The organism is Aeromonas sp. R10-2, assembly GCF_040908445.1.
GTDB lineage: Bacteria > Pseudomonadota > Gammaproteobacteria > Enterobacterales > Aeromonadaceae > Aeromonas > Aeromonas veronii.
Genome location: NZ_JBFODS010000013.1, coordinates 74,899 through 93,812 on the forward strand (window position 1 = coordinate 74,899; position 18,914 = coordinate 93,812).

General features: G+C 59.9%; 23 protein-coding genes. 12 read left to right on the forward strand and 11 right to left on the reverse strand.

Going from position 1 to position 18,914, the window contains the following annotated elements:
• The first annotated feature begins 177 nt into the window (after positions 1–177).
• The 4 genes from dapF to AB5Y97_RS02245 all read left to right on the forward strand — a co-directional run bounded on the left by dapF (position 178) and on the right by AB5Y97_RS02245 (position 3,493).
• A complete protein-coding gene (dapF, locus tag AB5Y97_RS02230) occupies positions 178–1,008 on the forward strand; it encodes a diaminopimelate epimerase (protein ID WP_005336371.1) in 831 nt (276 codons plus the stop codon).
• Between the two features lie 91 nt (positions 1,009–1,099).
• Positions 1,100–1,780, forward strand: coding sequence for a DUF484 family protein (locus AB5Y97_RS02235; protein WP_043821859.1), 681 nt, complete (start codon positions 1,100–1,102; stop codon positions 1,778–1,780).
• Positions 1,773–2,750 carry a tyrosine recombinase XerC gene (gene xerC, locus AB5Y97_RS02240; RefSeq protein ID WP_234920586.1) on the forward strand — a complete coding sequence of 326 codons (978 nt, stop codon included), beginning with the start codon at positions 1,773–1,775 and terminating at the stop codon, positions 2,748–2,750. The genes AB5Y97_RS02235 and xerC overlap by 8 nt, the downstream gene beginning before the upstream one ends.
• 32 nt (positions 2,751–2,782) lie before the next feature.
• Complete coding sequence (locus AB5Y97_RS02245) at positions 2,783–3,493, forward strand: HAD-IA family hydrolase (RefSeq protein ID WP_201947178.1); 711 nt, start codon at positions 2,783–2,785, stop codon at positions 3,491–3,493.
• 76 nt (positions 3,494–3,569) lie between these two features.
• Here the strand turns inward: AB5Y97_RS02245 and AB5Y97_RS02250 are convergent, their stop codons facing one another.
• Positions 3,570–3,968, reverse strand: a complete 399-nt coding sequence (locus AB5Y97_RS02250) for an STY0301 family protein (RefSeq protein ID WP_005336367.1) — start codon at positions 3,966–3,968, stop codon at positions 3,570–3,572.
• Between the two features lie 45 nt (positions 3,969–4,013).
• Complete coding sequence (locus AB5Y97_RS02255; RefSeq protein ID WP_201947180.1) at positions 4,014–5,540, reverse strand: mechanosensitive ion channel family protein; 1,527 nt, start codon at positions 5,538–5,540, stop codon at positions 4,014–4,016.
• A gap of 145 nt (positions 5,541–5,685) precedes the next feature.
• Here AB5Y97_RS02255 and AB5Y97_RS02260 point away from each other — a divergent pair, with 145 nt between their 5' ends.
• Positions 5,686–6,069: a hypothetical protein gene (locus tag AB5Y97_RS02260; RefSeq protein ID WP_088868371.1), complete on the forward strand. Its 384-nt coding sequence runs from the start codon at positions 5,686–5,688 to the stop codon at positions 6,067–6,069.
• 12 nt (positions 6,070–6,081) lie between these two features.
• Here the strand turns inward: AB5Y97_RS02260 and AB5Y97_RS02265 are convergent, their stop codons facing one another.
• Together AB5Y97_RS02265 and yjgA are read right to left on the reverse strand one after the other, a co-directional pair.
• Positions 6,082–6,864: a gamma-glutamyl-gamma-aminobutyrate hydrolase family protein gene (locus AB5Y97_RS02265; RefSeq protein WP_368157208.1), complete on the reverse strand. Its 783-nt coding sequence runs from the start codon at positions 6,862–6,864 to the stop codon at positions 6,082–6,084.
• Between the two features lie 396 nt (positions 6,865–7,260).
• The gene (gene yjgA / locus AB5Y97_RS02270; RefSeq protein WP_005336359.1) at positions 7,261–7,785 is read right to left on the reverse strand and encodes a ribosome biogenesis factor YjgA; all 525 of its coding nucleotides are present in this window, start codon (positions 7,783–7,785) and stop codon (positions 7,261–7,263) included.
• A gap of 114 nt (positions 7,786–7,899) precedes the next feature.
• Here yjgA and pmbA point away from each other — a divergent pair, with 114 nt between their 5' ends.
• Positions 7,900–9,243 carry a metalloprotease PmbA gene (pmbA, locus tag AB5Y97_RS02275; RefSeq protein ID WP_201947183.1) on the forward strand — a complete coding sequence of 448 codons (1,344 nt, stop codon included), beginning with the start codon at positions 7,900–7,902 and terminating at the stop codon, positions 9,241–9,243.
• Positions 9,244–9,330: 87 nt separating this feature from the next.
• Here pmbA and murA read toward each other — a convergent pair whose 3' ends face one another.
• From murA to mlaF, 7 genes are read right to left on the reverse strand one after another with little or no spacing between them, the layout of a single operon-like run.
• Positions 9,331–10,587 (reverse strand): UDP-N-acetylglucosamine 1-carboxyvinyltransferase, encoded by a 1,257-nt coding sequence (murA, locus tag AB5Y97_RS02280; RefSeq protein ID WP_058058614.1) that lies wholly within the window; start codon positions 10,585–10,587, stop codon positions 9,331–9,333.
• An 18-nt stretch (positions 10,588–10,605) separates the two neighbouring features.
• Complete coding sequence (ibaG, locus tag AB5Y97_RS02285; RefSeq protein ID WP_005306001.1) at positions 10,606–10,863, reverse strand: BolA family iron metabolism protein IbaG; 258 nt, start codon at positions 10,861–10,863, stop codon at positions 10,606–10,608.
• Complete coding sequence (locus AB5Y97_RS02290; RefSeq protein WP_005336352.1) at positions 10,863–11,135, reverse strand: lipid asymmetry maintenance protein MlaB; 273 nt, start codon at positions 11,133–11,135, stop codon at positions 10,863–10,865. The genes ibaG and AB5Y97_RS02290 overlap by 1 nt, the downstream gene beginning before the upstream one ends.
• Positions 11,132–11,764 carry a phospholipid-binding protein MlaC gene (locus AB5Y97_RS02295; RefSeq protein ID WP_005336350.1) on the reverse strand — a complete coding sequence of 211 codons (633 nt, stop codon included), beginning with the start codon at positions 11,762–11,764 and terminating at the stop codon, positions 11,132–11,134. The genes AB5Y97_RS02290 and AB5Y97_RS02295 overlap by 4 nt, the downstream gene beginning before the upstream one ends.
• Before the next feature lie 2 nt (positions 11,765–11,766).
• Positions 11,767–12,264, reverse strand: coding sequence for an outer membrane lipid asymmetry maintenance protein MlaD (gene mlaD / locus AB5Y97_RS02300; RefSeq protein ID WP_019444849.1), 498 nt, complete (start codon positions 12,262–12,264; stop codon positions 11,767–11,769).
• 7 nt (positions 12,265–12,271) lie between these two features.
• Positions 12,272–13,051: a lipid asymmetry maintenance ABC transporter permease subunit MlaE gene (gene mlaE, locus AB5Y97_RS02305; protein WP_201947184.1), complete on the reverse strand. Its 780-nt coding sequence runs from the start codon at positions 13,049–13,051 to the stop codon at positions 12,272–12,274.
• Entirely contained in the window at positions 13,051–13,851 is an 801-nt protein-coding gene (gene mlaF, locus AB5Y97_RS02310; RefSeq protein ID WP_005336343.1) for a phospholipid ABC transporter ATP-binding protein MlaF, read from the reverse strand. The genes mlaE and mlaF overlap by 1 nt, the downstream gene beginning before the upstream one ends.
• Before the next feature lie 207 nt (positions 13,852–14,058).
• Here mlaF and AB5Y97_RS02315 point away from each other — a divergent pair, with 207 nt between their 5' ends.
• The 6 genes from AB5Y97_RS02315 to AB5Y97_RS02340 all read left to right on the forward strand — a co-directional run bounded on the left by AB5Y97_RS02315 (position 14,059) and on the right by AB5Y97_RS02340 (position 18,913).
• A complete protein-coding gene (locus tag AB5Y97_RS02315; protein WP_368157209.1) occupies positions 14,059–15,054 on the forward strand; it encodes a KpsF/GutQ family sugar-phosphate isomerase in 996 nt (331 codons plus the stop codon).
• Positions 15,054–15,608: a 3-deoxy-manno-octulosonate-8-phosphatase KdsC gene (gene kdsC / locus AB5Y97_RS02320; protein WP_144715392.1), complete on the forward strand. Its 555-nt coding sequence runs from the start codon at positions 15,054–15,056 to the stop codon at positions 15,606–15,608. The genes AB5Y97_RS02315 and kdsC overlap by 1 nt, the downstream gene beginning before the upstream one ends.
• Positions 15,605–16,165, forward strand: coding sequence for an LPS export ABC transporter periplasmic protein LptC (lptC, locus tag AB5Y97_RS02325; RefSeq protein WP_005336338.1), 561 nt, complete (start codon positions 15,605–15,607; stop codon positions 16,163–16,165). Before kdsC ends, lptC begins: the two co-directional genes overlap by 4 nt.
• On the forward strand, positions 16,152–16,679 hold the full coding sequence (gene lptA / locus AB5Y97_RS02330; protein ID WP_040068817.1) for a lipopolysaccharide transport periplasmic protein LptA: 528 nt from the start codon (positions 16,152–16,154) through the stop codon (positions 16,677–16,679). The genes lptC and lptA overlap by 14 nt, the downstream gene beginning before the upstream one ends.
• 3 nt (positions 16,680–16,682) lie before the next feature.
• Positions 16,683–17,408, forward strand: coding sequence for an LPS export ABC transporter ATP-binding protein (gene lptB / locus AB5Y97_RS02335; RefSeq protein WP_005336333.1), 726 nt, complete (start codon positions 16,683–16,685; stop codon positions 17,406–17,408).
• 65 nt (positions 17,409–17,473) lie between these two features.
• Positions 17,474–18,913 (forward strand): RNA polymerase factor sigma-54, encoded by a 1,440-nt coding sequence (locus tag AB5Y97_RS02340; protein ID WP_368157210.1) that lies wholly within the window; start codon positions 17,474–17,476, stop codon positions 18,911–18,913.
• The last annotated feature ends 1 nt before the right edge of the window (position 18,914 follow it).

Here is an 18,914-nt window from a genome sequence, read left to right on the forward strand (position 1 = left end):
GCTGGGACAATGATTTCATAACGGTTGACGGTGAGTTTTTACAGCCCTAACAGCACAGGAATGCACGATGTGGATAGATTATTCCAGGAAGCATGGGGCTTTGGACAACGACTTCATGGCGCTTGGCGACCCTTGGTTCGGTGAATTTTTACAGCCCTAACAGCACAGGAATGCACGATGTTGATAGATTTTTCCAAGATGCATGGCTTGGGCAACGACTTCATGGTGGTGGATGGCGTCACCCAGAAGGTATTTTTCAGCAATGACGTCATCAAGAAGCTGGCAGATCGCCACTTCGGGATCGGCTTTGACCAGCTGCTGCTGGTGGAGCCGCCCTATGACCCTGAACTCGACTTTCACTATCGCATTTTCAATGCCGATGGCAGCGAAGTGGAGCAGTGTGGCAACGGTGCCCGCTGTTTTGCCCGTTTCGTGCGTCTCAAGGGGCTGATCAACCGGGATCGCATCGCGGTCAGTACCGCCCGGGGTCGCATCGTGTTGCAGCTGGAGGGGGAGAATCAGGTCACGGTCAACATGGGTGTTCCCCAGTTTGAGCCGGGCAAGATCCCGTTCCGGGCCCAGAAGGCAGAGAAAACCTATCTGCTGCGGGCGCAGGAGCATACCGTGATGTGTGGCGTGGTCTCCATGGGTAATCCCCACTGCGTCATCGAAGTGCCTTCGGTCGCCGATGCGCCGGTCGAAACGCTGGGTGCCATCATGGAGCGCCACGAGCGTTTTCCCGAGCGGGTCAACGTCGGCTTCATGGAGATGGTCAACGCTACCGAGATCAAACTGCGTGTATTCGAGCGGGGCTGTGGCGAGACCCTGGCCTGCGGCACCGGTGCCTGTGCGGCGGCGGTGATTGGCATCAGTCAGGGCAAGCTCAAGGAGCGGGTCACCGTCAGCCTGCCGGGCGGCAAGCTGACCATCGCCTGGAAGGGGCCGGGCCAGCCGGTCTATATGACAGGCCCCGCCGAGCATGTGTTTGACGGCCAGATAGAGGTTTAGCCGATAAAGGTTCAGGTACGGGGGGCGTTGGCCCCCTTTGCCCATGATGTCGGGGCAGCGAGCCCCATTTCTCTGATGGATCAACCAATTTATGAGCGAACTCAAACGGCAGGAGCAATCGGTGGATGAAGCCACTGTGCTGGAGTACCTGGCCCGTTATCCCGAGTTTTTCCAACGCCATGCCGCCGTGCTGGACCGGATCCGCATTCCCCATGAACGCAAAGGGTCGGTCTCGCTGGTCGAGCGCCAGCTGGAGCGTCAGCGCGAGCGGATCGAACAGCTGGAGCAGGAGATCACCGAATTGATGGGGATCGCCAGCGAGAACGAGCGGATCTTTCGGGTCTATGCCGATCTCTACGGCGAGCTGTACGGTTGCCAGACCCTGTTCGAGGTAAGTGCCGTGATGGGCAAGGCCTTTGTCCAGCGGCTGCGCCTGACCGGACTGCGGCTCTGGCTCAATCCCAAGAAGTTTACCCTGAGCGGGCCAGAGCAGCGCTTTCTGGCGCAGGGCAAGCAGCTCGAATCCCTGCTGGGTCAGCGTTTGCCGGGGCAGGATTACTACTTTGGCCGCCTGAGCCAGAGCGAGAAGCAGGCACTGTTTGGCCACGATGTGCTGGTCAACTCGGTGGCCCTGATGCGGCTCGGCGATCTCGGTGTGCTGGCCTTCGCCAGCTCGGATCCCGGCCACTTTACTCCCCACAACGACACCCTGCTGCTGGGCCAACTGGGGCGCCTGCTGCAACTGCGTCTGCCCGAGTTGACTCATGGCTAGAACACCGGCCAGGGCACCTGCCATAGCTCCCGTCGTCGCACCGCCACTGCCTGCGGTACTGGCGGACGAGCTGGCGGCCTTTATCGAATACCTGAGGGTTGAGCGTCAGCTCAGCCCTCATACCCGCAATAACTATCAAGCCCATCTGGAGGCGATGACCGCCGAGCTGGTGGCCCTCGGGCTCACTGACTGGGGTCGGCTCGAGGCGAGTCAGGTGCGCACTCTGGTGACCCGGATGCACAAGGCGGGCCTTGCTCCTCGTTCCCTTTCCACCAAGGTCTCTGCCCTGCGCAGCTTTTGCGACTGGCAGGTGCGGCAGGGGCGGCTGACCGCCAATCCGGCCCGTGGCATCGTCACCCCCAAACAGGGGCGGCCGCTGCCGAAAAACCTCGATGTGGACGAGATGCACCAGCTGCTCAACATCACCGACGAGCAGGATCCGCTGGCGGTGCGGGATCGCGCCATCATGGAGCTGATGTACTCTTCAGGGCTGCGTCTGGCCGAGCTGGTGGGGATCAATCTGGTGGATCTGAAGCTCGACGACCGCCAGCTCAAGGTGACCGGCAAGGGCTCGCGGGAGCGGGTGCTGCCCATCGGCCGGATGGCGGTCGAGTGGCTGCAGAAGTGGCTCAAGGTGCGCCCGCTGCTGGCCGGGGACGAGAGCGAGGCGCTGTTTGTCTCCAGCCGCAAGCAGCGGCTGTCGGCCCGCTCGGTGCAGGCCCGCCTCGATGGCTGGGGCAACAAGCAGGCGCTCAACGCCCACGTCCATCCCCACAAGCTGCGCCACAGCTTTGCCACCCATATGCTGGAGTCCTCCGGCGATCTGCGGGCAGTGCAGGAGCTGCTAGGACATGCCGACCTCTCCACCACCCAGATCTATACCCACCTCGACTTCCAGCATCTGGCCAAGGTTTACGACAGCGCTCACCCAAGGGCCAAGCGTGACCCGGATGCGCAGGACGATGAATAACGGGCTAGAGCCCGTGATGCAGAGGAGAGTCCATGCACTTCTATCGCCGCTGGCAGCCGGTTGCTGCCATCTCGTTTGACCTCGATGACACCCTCTATGACAACGGCCCCGCCATCGTGCGCGCCGAGCAGTGGATGTTGAGCCATCTGCGCAGCGAATATCTGGCCACCGCCATGCTCGACAAGCCACGCTGGCTGGAGTTAAAACGCGCCGTGTTGCTGGCCAACCCCGAGCTGCGCCACGATGTCAGTCTGGCGCGCCAGCAGACCATCCGCGCCGCCATGGTGGCGGGGGGCATGGCTGACCAGCATGCCAGCCGCGAGGCGGAGCAGGTGTTTGCTGCGTTTCTGGCAGAGCGCTCGAAGATCGAGGTGAGCGAGTCCACTCATCAGCTGCTGGCCAGACTGGCCGAACGCTACCCGCTGGTGGTGATCACCAACGGCAATCTGGATCTGGCGCAGGCAGGGCTGGATCACTACTTCACGCTGGTCTGCAAGGCGGGGGCGGGCGCCAGAATGAAACCGGCACCGGATATGTTTGAGCAGACCCGCAGCACCCTCAAGCTGCCAGCGGAGCGGATCCTCCATGTGGGGGATCATCCCGAGACCGATGTGCTGGGTGCCCGCTTGCACGGCTTTCGCGCCGCCTGGCTCAACGAGCGGCGGCAACCGTGGCAACAGCTACAACTGTTGCCGGACGTTGAGCTGACGGCACTGGAGGAGCTGGCCGAGCTGCTGCTCTGATGGCGCTGGCGGATGGCCCGGCTCAGGCGGTAATGGCTGTCAGCGAATAGCGATATATGGCAAGGGATTACGCCCGCTATTTGCGGCAAACCAACCCGAGCAGGGTGTAGCGGTCGCGCTGGTTGACGCGGCAGTAACTGATGCCGACGGGCAGCGCCTGCTGCAGGGTGATGGCGCTGTTCTGATAGCGGCAGACCAGATAGAGCGGGCGCAGGCTGCTATCGAGCTGGCTCCAGTAGTGGATCTCGTCGCTGTCGCCATTATCCGGTTTGAGTTGGGCCAGTTCGGCAGGATCTCCGTCGAACAGGGCCAGATTATCGAGCCGGTGACTGAGGGTTTCGTCCGGTTTGCCATCGTCATTGCGGGTGAACGCCTGCCAGCCCTGCTGCGGGGTCAGCAGCTGCTGGCGAGTCTCGATGGTGGCGGGACAATCAAATTGCAGGCTGGCGGCAAGGGCCAGGGTTGTCAGTAACATGGCTGCGGTTCTCTCTTCATGTCCTCAATACGATGCCATGCTACGTCATCTTCCGCCGAACAGCTTCATCAGCTTATCAAGCAGATCAAGCTGTTGTGGTGGCTGTTTCATGGCTTCCGCTTCCCGCTCCAGCAGCGCCTGCTGCTCCTGCTGGCGGTCGCTCAGCACCCGATAGAGGGGCTCGACCAGCGCCTCGCGCTGCATCACCAACTCCTGAAACATTGCCTGATTGATGCGATAGGTTTCGACGGTGGCCACCGCCCGCACCGTGAAGGAGCTGGGCTCGCCGGTGAGCAGGCTCAGTTCGCCAAAAAAGTCTCCCGCGTTGAGCGTACCAAGCTTCAGTTCTCGCCCCTCGACATTGACCACCATCTCGGCCTCCCCTTTGACCAGCACGAACAGCCAGCTGGAGACATCCCCCTGCTCCAGCATGATGTCGCCGCTGACGAAGGGGGCGAACTTCACCTGATCGGCCAGCTGGAGCAGCTCGCTCTCCTGCAACATGGCAAACAGCGGCAGCTTGCGCAGGGTATCGGTTCGTTCGGCAGTGTGGCGCTTGTGGCGGGCATCCAGATGCTGCTTCTCCTTGGCCATAAAGACGTTGAAGATCGGTGGGGTGAGGCGGCGATCGTTGCGGCGCAGGGCGGCATCGATCAGGCTGCGCACCATGGAGTCGGTCGGATCGTCGCGAGCCAGGTCGGTCAGCCAGTAGCGCACTGCATAGCGGGCGATGCCCCCTTCGACGTTCATCAGCAGGCAGTCCGGTTGCGGATGCTTGGCGACGCAGGGGAGCTTGGTCTCCCGCAGGGATTTCTCGATCAACGCGATGATCTGGGTCGGCAGAGTATCCAGGGTCAGATCGAACCAGACCCAGCGCCGCCACTGCAAGGGTTCGCCACGGCGACGCCCGAGCACGGTGAAGCGCTGTTTAAGCAGGTGGCTGTTGGGGATGACGACTGTCTCCCAGTTGCGGGTCTCGATGGTGGTGGCACGCCAGTTGATCTCCACCACCCGCCCCTGGGTGGTGTCGACTTGCAGCCAGTCACCGATGGCGATGGAGTTGTCGAGCTGAATGGAGACCCCGGCCAGCAGGTTGCCAAGGGTGTCCTGCATGGCGAAGGCGATGACCGCGGTGATGACCGCCGAGGTGGTGACTATCTCCCCGAGCGCCATGCCGGAGGCGTAGAGGCGAAACAGACCCCAGCCGATATAGCCGATGGTGATGACGATATCGGCGATGATCCGCGGGATCCGCACATGGCAGAGGGGGAGCAGAAACTCGAACAGCAGGATCCCCCATATCTTGACCAGTATCAGGCCGGCCAAGAGGGTGGAGATCTCGATCAGCAATTGATGGGGCAGCGGCAGTTTGAACCAGCCCCCTTCCAGCTGGATCAGCAGGATCACCACCGCGCTTATCATCACGAAACTGAGCTCGGAGAGCAGCTCCCGTCGCTGTCCCGGACGGCGCCAGAAGTGGAGCAGCATCAGGGAGAGGGTGAGCAGGGTCCAGAACGGGTGTTCGCCAATCCAGATCAGCGTCGGTAGCGCGGTGAGGTTTTCGCCAGCCATAGCAGCACCTTATTGTGGTTTTATTTCCAGCATAGCTGCTGCGGCGCGGGGAAATGGTGCGTTTGGGCGGCAATTTATTTATCCTGTGCAGAACCGGGCAAAGGAGTGCGATTGAGTGAAATTTTCAAAGAAAATCATCTGTTTGATGGCTCTGTTTCCATTGGCTGGCTGCGACCTGCTGGCCGAGAAGTATCGGGTCGAATTCCGGGATGGCTCCTGGCGTGAAATAGCCATTACCCCCTTCTCCAGCGAGGCGCGCTGGCGTGAGGGGTGTGCCACCGGCGAGGTGCTGAGCGACATGAAGGTGCCCATCAAGCGGGGTGACACGGTCAATGGCCGCGAGCAGCTGCTGATCGGCGGCGAGAAGTTCGAGCTGGATGACAACAACCTCTACCGCAGCAACGGCATGGTGTTTGGTCATTCGCCTGACCATATCCAGCGCGGGCTCAAGGGGATGGATATCTGTCGCACCTTGCGCCCCGAGCGAGGTGGACTGCCCAAGCTCAAGGCGCGCGGGTTTGGCGACTGAATCGATGAGGGATTAACTCGCTGCCATCAATGCACAACGCTGGCGGCAGGCATCGCCAAAGGCTTGAAAGATCTTGATGGAGTGGGGGTTTTCATTGGCTTTCCACTCCGGATGCCACTGTACTGCCAGCAAAAAGGGTGACAGTGCGGGGGCATGAAGTGCCTCGATCAGCCCATCTTCTGCGTGGGCCAACGGCTCCAGACCCTTCCCCAACCGGTTGATGCCCTGTCCATGCAGGGAGTTGACCGGAATCTGTTCTTCCCCCATCAGTTCGGCAAACCAGCTGCCCGGCAGCAGTTTGATCTGATGGCTTGGCCCATACTGCTCGTCTACCGGATCGTCGGCATCCTCCCGATGATCGTCATAACCCGGCTCGTTATAGACCTTCTGATGGATGTCTCCCCCCAGCGCCACGTTGATCTCCTGCATGCCGCGGCAGATACCGAGGATCGGCAAGCCACGGGCGAGCGCCCCCTTGATGAGGGGCAGATCGAACAGGTCGCGATCCCTGTCCTGCTGTTTCTCCGGCGTGAGGTTCTCCTGACCGTAGAGGGCCGGATCGATATTGGAGCCGGCGCCGCTCAGATAGACCCCATCGACGAGATCCAGATACTGCTCCAGATCGGTGGTGCCGCAGCAGGTGGGTACCAGCAGCGGGACGCAGCCGCTTATCTCCACCAGCGGAATGATGTATTTGTGGGTCATCACCTGATAGGCGTGGCCGTTGCGGGGCTGGGCGCCCATGGTCATCAGCACGACAGGTTTACGGGGAGCGGGAGGCTGGGGATTTGGCATAGGGCACCTTGATTATCCTTGGCGTTGAAGTCTCATCCTTCGCCTTGGGCAGGCCCTTGCAAACCGTCAGGGCAAGGGCATGCCTCAAGGCATGGTCATGGGATCCCGCGTCGGGCCGGGTGACAGAATCGTTGGTCAGCCTGGGCAGCGACAGCCTGGATCCTCTCTTCAGTCTGCCAAGGCCGTTCAATATGTCAAACAAAATGATACCAAATTGTTAACGCGTCTGTTTTGGTCTGCTCTGAAGCGGTGATTTAACGGGGCTGTTGAGATGAGCCGTTATGGTTGGGGTAGCAAAATGGTGGATATATTAAACGCGCAGGGATGGCGGGGGATGTGGAGAGGAAAAGACATCAATAGAAACACGCCTCCCCGAGGGGAGGCGTGTTTCGGGGATCACAGCAGGTCTTCGATCTCGCCGCGCAGATACTGGTACATCTCGCGGTAGGCGACCGGCGGCTTGTTCAGCTCCCGCTCCTTGTTGGCGGAGCGGATCAGCTGGCGCAGCTTCTGGCGATCCAGCTCGTGGAACTGGGACATCAGCTCGTTGAGGGCGCTGTCACCTTCGGTGATCAGGCGCTCGCGCCACTGCTCCAGGCGATGCAGGCGTGCATTCACGGTGGAGTGACGGTTCTTGATGATGGAGAGCGCTTCGGCAATCGGCTCGATATCGCGGCTGCGCATCAGGCGGCCGATGAACTGCAGATGGCGACGGAAGGACTCATCCTTCTTCGGCTTGAGTTTGCGACCCAGCTCGACAGCTTCTGCAAGCTCTTCATCCAACGGGATTTTTTCCAGCTCGCTGTGGCTGAGGGAGACGATCTCTTCCCCCATTTTCTGCAATGCTTCGGCATCGCGCTTGAGCTGGCTCTTGCTGGGGCCCCAGTCTTCGAACTCGTTGTCGTCTTGATATTGACTCATCGGTCTCTTGATTCCTGTCATTCACGTTTGGCGGATATGTTACCAGCTTCTCCCGCTGGGCGCAGGGGTCTGATATGCTTACCCCCCTTTCCTTCTTTCATACAGATGTGAGTTATGGATCAGCAAGACCAAATCCGCCAGGATCAAGCCCATCTCGAGGCCGTGGTTGCCGAAGCCCTGGAGATAGCCAAAGGACTGGGCGCCTCGCTGGCCGAAGTCTCCATCAGCAAGCAGACCGGGTTGTCGGTGAACACCCGGGGTTGTGAACTGGAAAGCATTGAATTCAATAAGGATGGCGCCCTCGGCATCGCTGTCTATCGCGATGGTTGCAAGGGATCTTCCTCGACCACCGATCTGAGCAAACCCGCCATTCGTGCCGCCGTTGAAGCGGCCATCGAGATTGCCCGTCACACCTCGGCCGATGATTGCGCCGGTCTGGCGGACGCCGAGCTGCTGGCCTGGGATGCCCCCGATCTGCAACTGTGTCACCAAATCGAACTGGATCCCCAGCGCGGGATCGAACTGGCCATCGAGTGCGAGCGGCTGGCGCTTGGTCGCGATGCCCGTATCAAGCACTCCGACGGCGCCGGTTTCTCCAGCCATCTTGGCATCAAGGTTTATGGCAACAGCCACGGCTTCGTCAAAGGCTACGCGGCGTCGCGCAACTCACTGAGCTGCGTGCTGATAGGCGAGCAGGATGGTGATATGCAACGGGATTATGGCTACTCCTCCAGCCGTACCCTCGATGGGCTCTGGAGCCCGCAGCGTATTGCCGATGAGGCGGTGGAGCGTACCGTCTCCCGCCTCGGCGCCCGCAAAATCACTACCCGCCATGCGCCTGTGCTGTTCCACCCGGACACTGCCTCCGGCCTGTGGGGCCATCTGGTGATGGCCATCAGCGGTGGCAACCTCTATCGCAAGTCGAGCTTCCTGCTCAACAAATTGGGCAAGCAGATCCTGCCAGAGTGGCTCACCATTCAGGAGTTCCCCCACCTGCTTGGCGGGCTCGCCAGTACCCCGTTCGATGGCGAAGGGGTGCGTACCCGCGACATGGATATCATCCGAAATGGCGAGCTGATGAGCTGGCTGCTTACCTCCTACTCCGCTCGCAAGCTGGGGCTGACTACTACGGGTCACGCCGGTGGCATCCACAACTGGCAGGTTTCCAATACCGGCCAGGATTTTCAGGGCATGCTGAAAGAGATGGGCACCGGTCTGCTGGTGACCGAGTTGATGGGGCAGGGGGTCAATATCGTCAATGGCGACTACTCCCGCGGCGCTGCCGGTTTCTGGGTCGAGAATGGCGAAATAGCCTATCCGGTCGAGGAGATCACCATCGCCGGCAATCTGGCCGAGATGTTCAGCCATATCGTGGCGGTGGGTCGTGACGAGGATGAGCGTTCCAGTCTCAAGACCGGCTCGGTGCTGGTAGAGAATATGAAGCTGGCGGGTCACTGATCCCGGTTTCAACAGAACCGAAACCATGAAAAAGGCCCCCTCGCCAACGCGAGGGGGCCTTTTTATCGGCCTGCGATCAGGGGGCTATCAGCCCTTGATGCGCTCGATGCGGCCACCCAGACCCTGCAGCTTCTGCTCGATGTCTTCGTAGCCACGGTCGATGTGATAGATACGGTCGACGATGGTGGAGCCTTCGGCCACGAAGCCGGCCAGTACCAGACTGGCGGAGGCGCGCAGATCGGTCGCCATCACCTGGGCACCCTTGAGTTGCTCGGTGTCACGGCAGATGGCCACATTGCCCTGCAGTTCGATGTCTGCACCCATCCGCACCAGTTCGGGAACGTGCATGAAGCGGTTCTCGAAGATGGTCTCGGTGACCATGCCGGTGCCTTTGGCGACGGCGTTCAGCACGGTGAACTGTGCCTGCATGTCGGTCGGGAAGGCCGGGTAGGGGGCAGTCTTGATGGTGACCGGCTTGAGGGGGCGGCCAGTCATGTCGAGGGTGATCCAGTCTTCACCCTTCTCAATCAGGGCGCCAGCCTCTTCCAGCTTGACCAGTACCGCTTCCAGCAGAGTCGGGTCGGTCTTGCGGCAGGTGATCTTGCCGCCGGTGACCGCTGCGCCCACCAGGAAGGTACCGGTTTCGATGCGATCAGGCTGCACGCTGTAGTTGCCGCCGTGCAGACGCTCGACACCGTCGATGGTCAGGGTGTCGGTGCCCGCCCCCTGGATCTTGGCACCCAGGGTATTGAGGAAGTTGGCCAGATCGACCACTTCCGGCTCGCGTGCGGCGTTTTCGATCACGGTGCGGCCATCAGCCAGGGTGGCGGCCATCATCAGGTTTTCGGTACCGGTCACGGAGACCATGTCCATCAGGATGTGGGCGCCTTTCAGGCGACCATCGACACGGGCCTTGATGTAACCATCTTCGATGGTGATCTTGGCACCCATCAGCTCCAGGCCGTGGACGTGCAGGTTGACCGGACGGGCACCGATAGCGCAACCGCCGGGCAGGGAGACGTCAGCCGCGCCGAAACGGGCGGCCAGCGGGCCCAGCGCCAGAATGGAGGCGCGCATGGTCTTCACCAGCTCGTAGGGGGCGACATGGTTGTTCACCGCACCGGTCAGCACGGTGACGTTGCCGTTGACCTTGGTGGTCGCGCCCAGCATCTCCAGCAGCTTGATGGTGGTGCCCACATCTTTCAGGCGCGGCACGTTGGAGAGGTGAACCTCTTCATCACAGAGCAGGGTTGCGAACAGGATCGGCAGCGCGGCGTTTTTGGCGCCGGAGATGGTCACTTCGCCGTTGAGAGTACAACGACCATCGATTTTGAATTTGTCCATTTTTACTTCGTTACCAAATCAGGAGGGCAATAGGAATTTACGTTCGCGTTTCCACTCGGCGTCGGTGAACGCCTTGATGGAGAGGGCGTGAATGGCGTTGCTGGCGATCTTGTCCATCAGCGGGGCATAGATGGCCTGCTGCTTCTTGACCCGGCTCATGCCGTCAAACATGTCACCGACGGCGATCACTTGGTAGTGACTACCGTCCCCTTTGACATGGACTTCGGACAATGGCAGAGCCTCAAGGAGTATCGCTTCAATTTCAGAGACTTGCATTATGCGTCCTCAGTTGTGAGCGGGGTTGACTGAAACAGCCCGGCCACCCCGTAGAGGTTGGCCAGGGTATAGAAATCACTGGAGGCGCCCACCAGTTGCGGTGTGGCGCCTCGCGCTAATACGGCTTTGGCCCATTTGACCAGCAGGGCCAGTCCGGCTGAGTCGAGGGTGGTGACGCCGCCGAGCTCGAGCTGGTCGTCCTGCCACCATTCGGCGCGGCGTTGCCACAGGTCATTGACCTGTGGCGCCTGCAGCTCACCGCTGAGAGTCATGGTTTGAGTACCAGCGGCTTGGCGTTGTGTTCGCGCAACTGGGCGATCACCGCATCAATGCCGTTCTGGCGAATGAGGCCGCCCAGCTCGCTCTGCTTGGCGGAGAGCAGGCTGATCCCCTCTGCCACCATGTCGAAGGCTTTCCATTCGCCGGTCTTGTTGTTCTTGCGCAGCTTGAACTCGAGGAAGATGTCGGGCTTGCCGGCCTCTTTCACGCTGACGTTGACGGCGGTGATGTTGCCGCTGGGAGCTTTGCCCGGCTCGACCTTGACGGTCTGCTTGTCAAAATGGGCCAGCGCATCTGCGTAGGAGCTCACCATGTACTCGGTGAACACCTCGACGAAGGCATTGCGCTGCGCTTCGGTGGTCTCTTTAATCTGGTTGCCAAGCACCTTGTAGGCGGCGAAGCGGTTGTCCACATAGGGCAGCAGCTCTTCGCGGATGATCACCCGCAGGTGATCCGGATTGCTCTTCACCTGGGCCTGATCGGCTTTCAGGCGGGCAAAGGTCTGCTTGGCAGCCTGATCCACCAGCGCATTGGGGTCGGTGGCATCGACTGCGGCCTGGGCAGACAGGGAAAAGAGCATGCTGGTCATCAGACCCAGCAGCAGGGCGATTTTCTTGAACATGATTACTCCTTCTTGCTGTCTGATTTGCTGTCGGAGGATTGGCTGTAGAGGAACTTGCCAATCAGATCTTCCAGCACGATGGCGGATTTGGTGTCTTCAATCAGGTCGCCATCCTTGAGCATCTCGGTGCCCATCTCCTCATCGCTGAAGCCGGGGGCCAGACCGATGTACTGCTCGCCGAGCAGACCGGAGGTGAGGATGGAGAGGGAACTGGTATCGGCAAACTGGCCAGCGCTCTTTTGCATCATCAGGGTCACTTCGGGCACCTGGGTTTTCGGGTCCAGTACGATGTCGCTGACCCGGCCTACCACCACGCCGCCGACCTTGACCGGCGAACGGACTTTCAGGCCGCCGATATTATCGAAATGCGCGCGCAGGGTATAGGTTTCTCCTTCCGGTTTGAAGCTCAAACCGGCCACTTGCAGGGCCAGTGCCAGAATGGCACCGATGCCAGCCAGCATGAAGGTGCCGACCAGGAATTCTACTTTGCTGAACTTCATCTTTACCTTATCCAAACATGACTGCAGTGAGTATAAAATCCAGGCCGAGCACGGCGAGGGATGAGTGGACCACGGTACGGGTCGTGGCCTGACTGATCCCGGCCGAGGTCGGCTTGGCATCATAGCCGTTAAAGAGCGCAATCCAGGTGACCACCAGGGCGAAAATCAGGCTCTTGATGGCGCCCTGCATGATGTCCTCATGCCAGTCGACGGAGGCCTGCATGGCAGACCAGAAGCCCCCTTCGTCCACGCCGAGCCAGTCCACACCAACCAGCTTGCCGCCGAAGATGCCGATCAGGCTGAACATAAAGGCCAGCAGTGGCATGCTGATGACGCCAGCCCAGAAGCGGGGGGCAACCACCCGGCGCAGTGGGTCGACCGCCATCATCTCTAGGCTTGAAAGTTGCTCGGTGGCCTTCATCAGGCCGATTTCAGCGGTCAGGGCCGAACCGGCACGGCCGGCAAACAGCAGCGCCGTGACCACAGGCCCCAGCTCCCGCAGCAGGGAGAGGGAGACCAGCGGCCCCAGGCTCTGCTCGGCGCCGAAATCCTTCAATACGTTGTAACCCTGCAGCGAGAGCACCATGCCGATGAACAGGCCGGAGACCAGAATGATGGCCACCGACTGCACACCCACCACATAGAGCTGCTGGACAAGCAGCGGGAAGTGCTTGCGCGGCTCGGGTTTGCCCGCCAGCGCATGGAACAACATGATGGTGGAGCGACCGACGGAGCTGATAAACCGCACTCCGACCCGCCCCAGCTTGCTTATTTGACTTATCAACATCAGAGATCCTGTAGCAGATCGCCTGCCGGAAAATGAAACGGAACAGGACCATCGGGCAATCCTTTGAGGAACTGCTCGACTTCGGGATTGTGCTCCTCGCGCAGCTGATCCGGCGTACCGTGCGCCACCACCTTGCGATTGGCAATGATGTAGGCGTAATCGGCGATGCTCAGCACCTCTTTCACATCGTGGGTGACGATGACGGAGGTGATGCCGAGGGCATCGTTCAGCTCCTTGATAAGCTTGACCAGCACCGCCATGGTGATGGGGTCCTGCCCGACAAACGGCTCGTCATACATGATGAGGTCGGGGTCAAGGGCGATGGCCCGAGCCAGCGCCGCCCGGCGCGCCATGCCGCCGGAGAGCTCGGAGGGCATCAGTTTCGCCGCGCCGCGCAAGCCCACCGCCTGCAACTTCATCATGACGATGGTGTGGATCAGCTCCTCCGGCAGGCCGGAGTGCTCCCGCAGCGGGAAGGCCACGTTGTCGTAGACTGTCATGCCGGTAAACAGGGCGCCGCTCTGGAACAGCATGCTCATCCGCTTGCGCACTTCATAGAGGCGCGAACGGGAGAGGGTGGGGATATCTTCCCCGTCAAACAGAATGTGACCGGACTCCGGCTTGAGCTGGCCACCGATCAGCCGCAGCAGGGTGGTTTTACCGATGCCGCTCGGGCCCATGACGGCGGTGACCTTGCCACGAGGAATGGTCAGGTTGATCCCGTCATACAACAGCCGATCTCCGTGACTGAAGGTCAGATCGGAGATGGTGATCAGGTCATTGTTCAAACAATTGTCCATCCGGTGTAAATGAGGTGCGAATTTTATGGGGTAGTCTAGGTCTAAGCAACAGCAAGGAACAACTATTGAACAGGCTGCAAGCCCATTTGCACGACAGTTTTCTGTAACAAAGTGCGTCATTGAGAGCGGGACTTGCCATCCGATTCGCTTATCCGGGCAGACTTTTTTATAATCCCGCAGCTAATTTCGGCCCGGAGCTGTGTCTTTATGTCTGTAAAGCCTGAGAAAGTGTCTGAACTGTTCGATTTTCGTCGCAGTGCCCGCGCGGTGCTGGACACAGAAAAGCAAGCCATTGATGGACTCTATCAGTATCTGAACGACACCTTCGACAAGGCGTGCGAAATGGTGCTGCGCTGCGGTGGCAAGATAGTGGTCACCGGCATGGGCAAGTCGGGCCATATCGGCAGCAAGATTGCCGCCACCCTCGCCAGCACCGGCACCCCGGCCTTCTTCCTCCATCCGGGGGAAGCGAGTCATGGCGATCTGGGGATGATCTCCAGCGGCGACCTTATCATCGCCATCTCCAACTCCGGCGAGAGCGACGAAATCCTGGCTCTGCTGCCGGTACTCAAGCGCCGCGGCATTCCGCTCATCTGCATGACCGGCAATCCCGCCTCCACCATGGCCAAAGAGGCCAACGTGCACCTGTGCATCAAGGTGGAGAAAGAGGCCTGCCCGCTGGGTCTGGCACCCACTTCCAGTACCACGGCAACCCTGGTGATGGGCGATGCCCTGGCGGTCGCTCTGCTGGAAGCGCGCGGTTTTACCGCCGATGACTTCGCCCTCTCTCACCCGGGCGGTTCCCTTGGCAAGCGTCTGTTGCTGCGGGTCGGCGACCTGATGCACAGCGGCGAACTGTTGCCCCGGGTGGGGATAGATGCCACCATCAGCCAGGCGCTGCTGGAAGTGAGCCGCAAGGGGCTCGGTATGACGGCGGTGGTCGATGGCGATGGCCTGCTGGCCGGGCTATTTACCGATGGCGACCTGCGCCGCATTCTCGACCAACAGATCGATATCCATCACACCCCCATCAGCCGTGTGATGACGGCCAACTGTGTTACCGTAGGTCCAGAGATGATGGCTGCAGAAGCCGTCAAGCTGATGGAAACGAGAAAAATCAACGGATTACTGGTCGTGGATGAAGAGAAACGCCCGCTCGGCGCCTTCAACATGCACGACCTGCTGAAAGCCGGAGTAATTTGATGCAAAACGTACCGACCCTCTATGGTCCGGTGACGCGCAGCCAGTTTGAGAAGGCGGCGCAAATCCGCCTGCTGGTGTGCGATGTGGACGGGGTGCTCTCCAACGGCCTCATCTACATGGGAAACAACGGCGAAGAGCTGAAAACCTTCTGCACCCGCGATGGTGCGGGCATGCGAGCGCTGCTCAATGCCGGGATCGAGATCGCCATCATCACCGGGCGCAACTCCCGTATCGTGAGCGATCGGATGAAAAGCCTGGGTGTGGCTCATGTGGTGCAGGGGGCTGATAAAAAGCTGCCTCACTTCGAAGCGCTGCTGGCCAAGCTGGGGCTGAGCCCGGAACAGGCCGCCTATATGGGCGATGACACCATCGATCTGCCGGTGATGCAGGTCTGTGGGCTCGGCATTGCCGTGGCCGATGCCCATCCGCTGGTGCTGAGTCGTGCCGATATGGTGACCCGGCTTGGCGGTGGCATGGGCGCGGTGCGCGAGGTGTGTGACCTCATTTTGCAGGCGCAGGGCCATGACGATTATCAGCCCGAGGCCTCTGTATGAGCAGACAGACCCTGTTGTTTGCCCTGTTGTTTCTGGTCGCGCTGGTTGCCTGGCAGTTGGGCAAGGTTGAGCTGGTGCCGGAGAGCGCCGTCAAAATCGAAAACTATCAGCCGGATTTTGTCGCCAAAGATCTGGTGACCACCCGTTTTGATATCAACGGCAAGCGCACCGAGCGGCTGGAGTCGACCTACGCCGAGTATTATCAAATCCTCGAGCAGGCCACCTTCGACAAGCCGGTGGTCTACATGTATGACGATCAGGGTGCTGCCGAGTGGAAGGTGACCGCCGAAACCGGCGTGCTCAACACCGGCGACAACGTCATCCTGCGGGACAAGGTGCATCTGGATGGTCTGCTGCCCACCTCCTTTATCTCCACACTGGATACCCCTTATCTGGAGCTGGATCTGGTGACACAGGATGTGCGCAGCAACCGGGAAGTGAACATTCTGGGTCGGGATTTCCAGACCCAAGGGGTTGGCCTCAAGGGCCATCTGGACCGCAAATATTTTGAGTTACTGGATCAAGGCCATGCCATCTATTTCAATGAAAAACGCTAATCTGGCCCTCGCAGCCCTGTTGTTGTGTGGTGCGGTGACCGCCAAAGAGTCCGACTTTGCCGAGAAGGTCTACGTCGATGCCGTCAAACAGGTGGCCGAGATGCAGGACAACCGCATCACTTTCGAAGAGGATGTGACCATCAATCAGGGCACCATCCGGATCAAAGCTGACAAGGTGGTAGTGACCCGTTCCGGCGAGAAAGGAGCCGAGGTGATGACTGCCTACGGTAAGCCCGCCACCTTCTTCCAGATCCTGGATAACGGCAAGCCGGTCAATGCCCACGGCAATACCATCCGCTACGAGCTGAAGAACCGGCTGGTGACCATCACCGGCAACGGTCAGCTCAAGCAGGAAGATAGCCAGGTCAATGGCGATCTGATCCGCTACGACATCGTCAAACAGAAGATGATTGCCGAGAGCAAGAGCCCGAGCCAGCGGGTCAAAACCGTGTTCCTGCCGGATCAGGTAGAGAATTTCGATAAGCCCGCCGACCAGAAGAAGCAGGGAAAATAAGCCATGGCAGTGTTGAAAGCAGTGGGCCTGCAGAAGAGCTACAAGCGCCGCATGGTGGTGAGTGACGTCAGCCTTGAAGTGGGCACCGGCCAGATTGTCGGCCTGCTCGGCCCCAACGGGGCGGGCAAGACCACCTCCTTCTACATGATCGTGGGGCTGGTGCAGCGCGATGCCGGTCTCATCACCATCGACGATCAGGACATCAGCCTGCAGCCCATGCATGTGCGGGCGCGCAATGGCATCGGTTACCTGCCGCAGGAGGCCTCCATCTTCCGTCGCCTGTCGGTGTTCGACAACCTGATGGGCGTGATGCAGACCCGCAAGGGGTTGAGTCGCGAGGAGCGTGAGGACAAGGTTCAGCAACTGCTGGAAGAGTTCAACATCACCCACATTCGCGACAACCTGGGTCAGAGCCTCTCCGGCGGTGAGCGCCGTCGGGTCGAGATCGCCCGTGCGCTGGCGGCTGAGCCGCGTTTTATTCTGCTGGATGAACCCTTTGCAGGGGTTGACCCGATTTCTGTGATAGACATCAAGAAGATCATTCAGCATCTGAAAGATAGAGGCCTTGGCGTCTTGATTACCGACCACAACGTCAGAGAGACTCTGGACGTATGTGAGAAGGCCTATATCGTCAGCCACGGCAAGATGATTGCCGAAGGTGCACCGGCTGACATCCTTGCCGATGAGCAGGTCAAGCGCGTCTATTTGGGCGATCAATTCAGTCTATAGTAAGGGGGCATGCCTTCATTTCCTTTGACGAGTGCCTCGCTGAACATAAGGATATCCCGACGTAGATGAAGCCGACATTACAGTTGCGTCTCGGTCAGTCCCTGACCATGACGCCGCAATTACAACAAGCGATTCGTCTGCTCCAGCTCTCCACTCTGGAACTTCAGCAGGAAATTCAGCAAGCGCTCGAAAACAACCCTCTGCTGGAGCAGGAAGAGAGCGAGGCGCAAGAGACCAGTCCGGAAGCGCCGGTCGATGCCAGCCAGCTGGATTCCAGCGATGCCATGGCTCAGGAGCAGATGCCGGATGAGTTGCCGGTGGATACCACCTGGGACGAGGTTTACTCTGCCGGCACCGCCCAGAGCGCGGGCCCCATCCACGATGGGGAAGATAGCGTCTATCAGGGTGAAACCACCGAAAACCTGCAGGATTATCTGCTGTGGCAGATGCGGCTCACACCGTTCAGCGATGTGGATGCTGCCATCGCGCTCGCCATTATCGATGCCATCGACGAATCCGGTTATCTGACCGTTGCGCTGGAGGATATCCAGGCAGCCGTCACCAGCGATGACGTAGAGGTGGAGCTCGATGAGGTCGAGGCGGTACTCAAGCGGGTGCAGCACTTCGATCCGGTCGGTATTGCTGCCCGTTCTGTGCAGGAGTGTTTGCTGATCCAGCTGGATCAGTATGACCCGCAGACCCCCTGGCTCAACGAGGCCAAGGAGGTGATCCTCGAGCACATGGAGCTGCTCGGCAACCGGGATTACCGCACCCTCGCCCGCAAGACAAAACTCAAAGAGAGCGACCTCAAGGCGGTGCTGGATCTGATCCAGCTGCTGGAGCCGCGCCCCGGCAATGGCATCATCCAGAGCGACTCCCAGTACGTGATCCCCGACGTCTCCGTGGTCAAGAAGGGCAGCAAGTGGGTGGTCGAGCTCAATCCCGACTCTGCCCCCCGCATCCGGGTCAACGAGACCTATGCCGCCATGGCCCGCAACGCCCGCAGCAGCACCGACACCCAGTTTATCCGCTCCCATTTGCAGGAAGCCAAGTGGTTCATCAAGAGCCTGGAAAGTCGCAATGACACCCTGCTGAAAGTGGCCAGTTGCATTGTCGAGCAGCAACAGGGCTTTTTCGAGTATGGTGAAGAGGCGATGAAGCCGATGGTGCTCAATGACATCGCCGAAGCGGTGGAGATGCATGAGTCGACCATCTCCCGGGTGACGACCCAGAAGTACATGCATACCCCCCGTGGTATCTTCGAATTGAAGTTTTTTTTCTCCAGCCATGTGAACACCGAAGGAGGAGGAGAGTGCTCATCGACCGCAATTCGCGCGCTCATCAAGAAGCTGGTCACGGCAGAGAATCCTGCCAAGCCGTTAAGTGATAGCAAGATCGCGGATTTGCTGGCCGAACAGGGTATTATGGTGGCGAGACGCACGATCGCTAAGTATCGCGAATCCTTGTTTATCCCACCTTCCAATCAGCGCAAACGCCTGGTTTAGG

Excerpts from the sequence above, each read along its gene's own strand:
- AB5Y97_RS02235 (WP_043821859.1), top strand. The coding sequence starts at position 1,100 with ATGAGCGAACTCAAACGGCAGGAGCAATCGGTGGATGAAGCCACTGTG.
- AB5Y97_RS02245 (WP_201947178.1), top strand. The coding sequence starts at position 2,783 with ATGCACTTCTATCGCCGCTGGCAGCCGGTTGCTGCCATCTCGTTTGAC.
- ibaG (WP_005306001.1), bottom strand. The coding sequence starts at position 10,863 with ATGCAAGTCTCTGAAATTGAAGCGATACTCCTTGAGGCTCTGCCATTG.
- mlaE (WP_201947184.1), bottom strand. The coding sequence starts at position 13,051 with ATGTTGATAAGTCAAATAAGCAAGCTGGGGCGGGTCGGAGTGCGGTTT.
- AB5Y97_RS02260 (WP_088868371.1), top strand. The coding sequence starts at position 5,686 with ATGGCTCTGTTTCCATTGGCTGGCTGCGACCTGCTGGCCGAGAAGTAT.
- AB5Y97_RS02315 (WP_368157209.1), top strand. The coding sequence starts at position 14,059 with ATGTCTGTAAAGCCTGAGAAAGTGTCTGAACTGTTCGATTTTCGTCGC.
- xerC (WP_234920586.1), top strand. The coding sequence starts at position 1,773 with ATGGCTAGAACACCGGCCAGGGCACCTGCCATAGCTCCCGTCGTCGCA.
- murA (WP_058058614.1), bottom strand. The coding sequence starts at position 10,587 with ATGGACAAATTCAAAATCGATGGTCGTTGTACTCTCAACGGCGAAGTG.
- lptB (WP_005336333.1), top strand. The coding sequence starts at position 16,683 with ATGGCAGTGTTGAAAGCAGTGGGCCTGCAGAAGAGCTACAAGCGCCGC.
- pmbA (WP_201947183.1), top strand. The coding sequence starts at position 7,900 with ATGGATCAGCAAGACCAAATCCGCCAGGATCAAGCCCATCTCGAGGCC.
- AB5Y97_RS02295 (WP_005336350.1), bottom strand. The coding sequence starts at position 11,764 with ATGTTCAAGAAAATCGCCCTGCTGCTGGGTCTGATGACCAGCATGCTC.
- AB5Y97_RS02340 (WP_368157210.1), top strand. The coding sequence starts at position 17,474 with ATGAAGCCGACATTACAGTTGCGTCTCGGTCAGTCCCTGACCATGACG.
- mlaF (WP_005336343.1), bottom strand. The coding sequence starts at position 13,851 with ATGGACAATTGTTTGAACAATGACCTGATCACCATCTCCGATCTGACC.
- lptC (WP_005336338.1), top strand. The coding sequence starts at position 15,605 with ATGAGCAGACAGACCCTGTTGTTTGCCCTGTTGTTTCTGGTCGCGCTG.
- mlaD (WP_019444849.1), bottom strand. The coding sequence starts at position 12,264 with ATGAAGTTCAGCAAAGTAGAATTCCTGGTCGGCACCTTCATGCTGGCT.
- AB5Y97_RS02250 (WP_005336367.1), bottom strand. The coding sequence starts at position 3,968 with ATGTTACTGACAACCCTGGCCCTTGCCGCCAGCCTGCAATTTGATTGT.
- kdsC (WP_144715392.1), top strand. The coding sequence starts at position 15,054 with ATGCAAAACGTACCGACCCTCTATGGTCCGGTGACGCGCAGCCAGTTT.
- AB5Y97_RS02290 (WP_005336352.1), bottom strand. The coding sequence starts at position 11,135 with ATGACTCTCAGCGGTGAGCTGCAGGCGCCACAGGTCAATGACCTGTGG.
- AB5Y97_RS02265 (WP_368157208.1), bottom strand. The coding sequence starts at position 6,864 with ATGCCAAATCCCCAGCCTCCCGCTCCCCGTAAACCTGTCGTGCTGATG.
- dapF (WP_005336371.1), top strand. The coding sequence starts at position 178 with ATGTTGATAGATTTTTCCAAGATGCATGGCTTGGGCAACGACTTCATG.
- yjgA (WP_005336359.1), bottom strand. The coding sequence starts at position 7,785 with ATGAGTCAATATCAAGACGACAACGAGTTCGAAGACTGGGGCCCCAGC.
- lptA (WP_040068817.1), top strand. The coding sequence starts at position 16,152 with ATGAAAAACGCTAATCTGGCCCTCGCAGCCCTGTTGTTGTGTGGTGCG.
- AB5Y97_RS02255 (WP_201947180.1), bottom strand. The coding sequence starts at position 5,540 with ATGGCTGGCGAAAACCTCACCGCGCTACCGACGCTGATCTGGATTGGC.